Source organism: Bradyrhizobium sp., from assembly GCF_028868675.1.
Taxonomy (GTDB): domain Bacteria; phylum Pseudomonadota; class Alphaproteobacteria; order Rhizobiales; family Xanthobacteraceae; genus Bradyrhizobium.
In genome coordinates this window covers 1-3,432 of the sequence record NZ_JAGWUA010000317.1, presented here as the reverse complement: position 1 = coordinate 3,432, position 3,432 = coordinate 1, and the positions used below count along the sequence as shown (strand labels likewise).

The window sequence follows — 3,432 nt, the reverse complement described above, 5'->3', positions numbered from 1 at the left end:
TAGATCGATCGGCCTAGCCGCGCGCTGGGCTGCAATGGCTGCCGTGGACGAGGTGGTGATTGATCCGCGCTCACGTCCGGTTTCGTAGCGCGACACTTCGCTTGGTCAGTCCAAGAGTTTTTTCGTTGACAAGACCAGTTTACTTGTACAAGCGTACAAATTGTTGAAGCCAATGGCCGGTGCTGCGGTGCCGCCAACAGGCTTTGCTTGGACCGTCAATTGCGAAGACTCGAAGGCTCGCCCTTCGTCCGATTGACAGCAGGGCAGCGAAGGACGCCATCTGGCCGCGCCTCATGGTGCGGTTGTGAGCTATTGTGAGGCAAGAGCCGGGCACTCGGTTCGCGGCACAGGACAGGACAATGGGAGGGACGTTGATGTTCGTTCGTAGCAAGATGCTTTCATGGGCGGCGACCGCGGCGGCGGTCGCGGGCCTCTCGGCGGCCGTGCCCGCGCAGGCCCAGGAGACCGTCAAGATCGGCCTGATCCTGCCGATGACCGGCGGCCAGGCCTCGACCGGCAAGCAGATCGAGAACGCGATCAAGCTCTACATGCAGCAGAACGGCGACACCGTCGCCGGCAAGAAGATCGAGATCCTCCTCAAGGACGACGGCGCGGTGCCGGACAAGACCAAGACCGCCGCGCAGGAACTGATCGTCAACGACAAGGTCAACTTCATCGCCGGCTTCGGCGTGACGCCGGCCGCGCTCGCGGCGGCGCCGCTGGCGACGCAGGCCAAGATCCCGGAAGTCGTGATGGCGGCCGGCACCTCCATCATCACCGAGCGCTCGCCCTACATCGTGCGCACCAGCTTCACGCTGGCGCAGTCCGCCACCATCATCGGCGACTGGGCGGCGAAGAACGGCATCAAGAAGGTGGCGACGCTCACCTCCGACTACGCGCCCGGCAACGACGCGCTCAACTTCTTCAAGCAGAACTTCACCGCCGGCGGAGGCGAGATCGTCGAAGAGGTCAAGGTGCCGCTCGCCAATCCCGACTTCGCGCCGTTCCTGCAGCGCATGAAGGATTCCAAGCCCGACGCCGTCTATGTGTTCGTTCCGGCCGGCCAGGGCGGCAACTTCATGAAGCAATATGCCGAGCGCGGGCTCGACAAGGCCGGCATCAAGGTGATCGGCCCGGGCGACGTCATGGACGACGACCTCCTGAACAACATGGGCGACGCGGCGCTCGGCGCGGTCACGGCGCACCTCTATTCGGCGGCCCATCCCTCGCAGATGAACAAGGATTTCGTCGCGGCCTACAAGAAGGCCTTCAATAGCCGCCCCGGCTTCATGGCGGTGAGCGGCTATGACGGCATCCACCTGATCTACGAGGCGCTGAAGAAGACCGGCGGCAGCACCGACGGCGACAAGCTGATCGCGGCGATGAAGGGCATGAAGTGGGAGAGCCCGCGCGGCCCGATCTCCATCGATCCGGACACCCGCGACATCGTGCAGAACATCTACATCCGCAAGGTCGAGAAGGTCGACGGCGAACTCTACAACGTCGAATTCGCCACCTTCGAGGCCGTCAAGGATCCCGGCAAGACCAAGAAGTGACCCGTCCCCGATGTGCCATTGCACATCGTGGGGCGCGCCTGCCCCGGACCCTCTGCGTCATGCCCGGGCCTGACCCGGGCATCCACGCAATTGGCGCAACGAGAACGTGGATGGCCGGGACGAGCCCGGCCATGACGACAAACTCCAAGTAGAGCTCAAGTAGAGCTGATGACCGCAGTCCTCACCAACCTGTTCGATGGCGTCGCCTACGGGATGCTGCTGTTCGTGCTCGCCTGCGGGCTCGCGGTCACGCTCGGATTGATGAACTTCGTCAATCTCGCCCACGGCGCCTTCGCCATGACCGGCGGCTATGTCTGCATGCTGCTGGTCAACCAGCACGGCTGGCCGTTCTTCACCGCGCTGCCGCTCGCCTTCGTCTCCGCGGCGCTGATCGGCATCGTGCTGGAGCGCACGCTCTACCGCCACCTCTATACGCGCGGCCATCTCGACCAGGTGCTGTTCACCATCGGCCTGACCTTCATGTCGGTCGCCGCCGTCGACTGGCTCATGGGATCTTCGCGCGTCTTCATCAATCTGCCGCAGGCGCTGCAGGGGCAGTTCGACGTCTTCGGCGTCGGCATCGGCCGCTACCGGCTGATGATCATCGTGATCTGCGGACTCCTGACCGTCGCGCTGCAGTTGGTGCTGGCCAGGACGCGGTTCGGCAGCCGCCTCAGGGCTGCGGTGGACGATCCGCGCGCGGCGAGCGGGCTCGGCATCAACGTGCCGCAGGTGTTCGCCTTCACCTTCGCCTTCGGCTGCGGGCTGGCGGGATTGGGCGGTGCGCTGAGCGCCGAGATCCTCGGCCTCGATCCCTATTTCCCGCTGAAGTTCATGATCTACTTCCTGATCGTCGTCACCGTCGGTGGCTCCTCCTCCATAACCGGACCGTTCCTGGCCTCGCTGCTGCTCGGCATCGGCGATGTCGCCGGTAAATACTACGTGCCGAAGATGGGACCGTTCGTGATCTACACCATGATGATCGTGATCCTGATCTGGCGCCCGAACGGCCTGTTCGGCCGCACCGCCGCGCGTTGAGTGCGCCGATGAACGCTGCCTCCGACGTCGGATATCACGCCGGTCGCCACGGGCGCTGGCATTACGGCGAGTTCGCGTTCTGGGCGATCGTTGCGGTTTGCGGCTTCCTGTTTCCCTCGCGCTATCTGATCATGACCGACATCGTGCGGCTTGCGCTGTTCACGCTGTCGCTCGACCTGATCCTCGGCTATGCCGGCATCGTTTCGCTCGGGCACGCGGCGTTCTTCGGCGTCGGCGCCTACGCCGCTGGCCTGCTCTCGCTGCACGGCATCGTCACCGAGCCGGTGCTGGCGCTGATCGTCGCGGGCCTTGCCGCGATGGTGCTGGGCTTCGCCACCAGTTTCCTGGTGATCCGCGGCGTCGACCTGACCCGGCTGATGGTGACGCTCGGCATCGCGCTGCTGCTGGAAGCGCTCGCCGAGCGCTATTCCAACATCACCGGCGGCACCGACGGCCTGCAGGGCATCGAGATGCAGCCGATCTTCGGGCATCTCGCCTTCGACATGTTCGGCAAGACCGGCTTCTTCTACTCGCTTGCGGTGCTGTTTCTGCTGTTCCTGTTCGCCCGCCGCGTCGTGCATTCGCCGTTCGGCCTGTCGCTGCGCGCGATCAAGAACAATCCGCTGCGCGCCGCCGCGATCGGCATCCCCGTCAACCGCCGCCTGATCGCGATCTATACGCTCGCGGCCTTCTATGCCGGCGTCGCGGGCGCGCTGTTCACCCAGACCACGGCGATCGCCTCGCTCGACGTGTTCGCGTTCGAGCGATCCGCCGACCTGATGCTGGTGCTCGTGATCGGCGGCACCGGCTATCTCTATGGCGGCCTGATCGGCGCGGT

Annotated in this window: 3 protein-coding genes; all 3 read left to right on the top strand. The window is 64.7% G+C overall.

From position 1 onward, the window contains the following. Positions 1–374 precede the first annotated feature (374 nt). Positions 375–1,556 carry an ABC transporter substrate-binding protein gene (locus KGM94_RS24345; RefSeq protein WP_300265016.1) on the top strand — a complete coding sequence of 394 codons (1,182 nt, stop codon included), beginning with the start codon at positions 375–377 and terminating at the stop codon, positions 1,554–1,556. Positions 1,557–1,724: 168 nt separating this feature from the next. After that, positions 1,725–2,594 carry a branched-chain amino acid ABC transporter permease gene (locus KGM94_RS24340; RefSeq protein WP_300265014.1) on the top strand — a complete coding sequence of 290 codons (870 nt, stop codon included), beginning with the start codon at positions 1,725–1,727 and terminating at the stop codon, positions 2,592–2,594. Positions 2,595–2,602: 8 nt separating this feature from the next. Next, a partial coding sequence (locus KGM94_RS24335) for a branched-chain amino acid ABC transporter permease (RefSeq protein ID WP_300265011.1) occupies positions 2,603–3,432 on the top strand: 830 nt, incomplete at its 3' end.

What these genes read in the sequence shown, in the direction of transcription:
- KGM94_RS24345 (WP_300265016.1), top strand. Translation starts at nt 375, where the DNA reads ATGTTCGTTCGTAGCAAGATGCTTTCATGGGCGGCGACCGCGGCGGCG.
- KGM94_RS24340 (WP_300265014.1), top strand. Translation starts at nt 1,725, where the DNA reads ATGACCGCAGTCCTCACCAACCTGTTCGATGGCGTCGCCTACGGGATG.